A 682-nucleotide genomic window follows, 5' to 3' on the forward strand; every position below is an offset into this window, starting at 1 on the left:
AAGAACATGACAATTCGTTTAAAACCTGGTGAACAGTTATCAGAGTTTACAAGAAAAGCAAATAAAATAACATTTGTACGCCAATCCGGAAATGGAATGGTTCGACTGTTAGGGGTGTAGCGTATGGGACTTCTTAAACCATTTCCAACTATAGAGACAAAAACAAAGAGGATACCGCAAACAAGCGACAGACCTCTTTATTATAAGGTTGCTAGAATTCAATCAAGAAACCCGGTTGATAGTACGGAAGCGTCCGTTCTGCAAGGGCAACTATTCCCACAAAGTAATTTCGGTTTTACAGGTACAGCACAACCGTTATACACGTTTTCATTCGGCGTTCGAAACGGTGGATCTGCTTCACTTGTCAAACCATCCCTATTAAAAGTAGGAGATTCTCGCGAGGATAGTTATCGATTCGAAATATACAAAGACGCGGAAGGTTTTCACTATCTCTATCTTGTTCTATCTTCCTATTCAAAGGGTGGTGTATTCGCCTATCACTCAATCGAATGTAAGGAATATTTCGAGGTAGATATGGAGTTTACCGAGCGTGGATATACCCTTGTATGGTCAAGTGTAACAGGTGACACACAAGGCGTATATGAAGGCGGTCGACGTTTGTTAACGGAAGTGAAAGCAAACGATACCTACATGAAAAAGGTAGTCACAAATAGAATAAACG

The 682-nt window shown here is 40.5% G+C and carries 1 pseudogene; it reads left to right on the forward strand.

What is annotated here, in order from left to right:
• Positions 1-123: 123 nt before the first annotated feature.
• Positions 124-682: pseudogene (locus MR107_RS30205) on the forward strand (hypothetical protein); the annotation flags it as partial.

The organism is Bacillus cereus group sp. BfR-BA-01441, assembly GCF_022663075.1.
In the GTDB taxonomy this organism is placed as follows: domain Bacteria; phylum Bacillota; class Bacilli; order Bacillales; family Bacillaceae_G; genus Bacillus_A; species Bacillus_A cereus.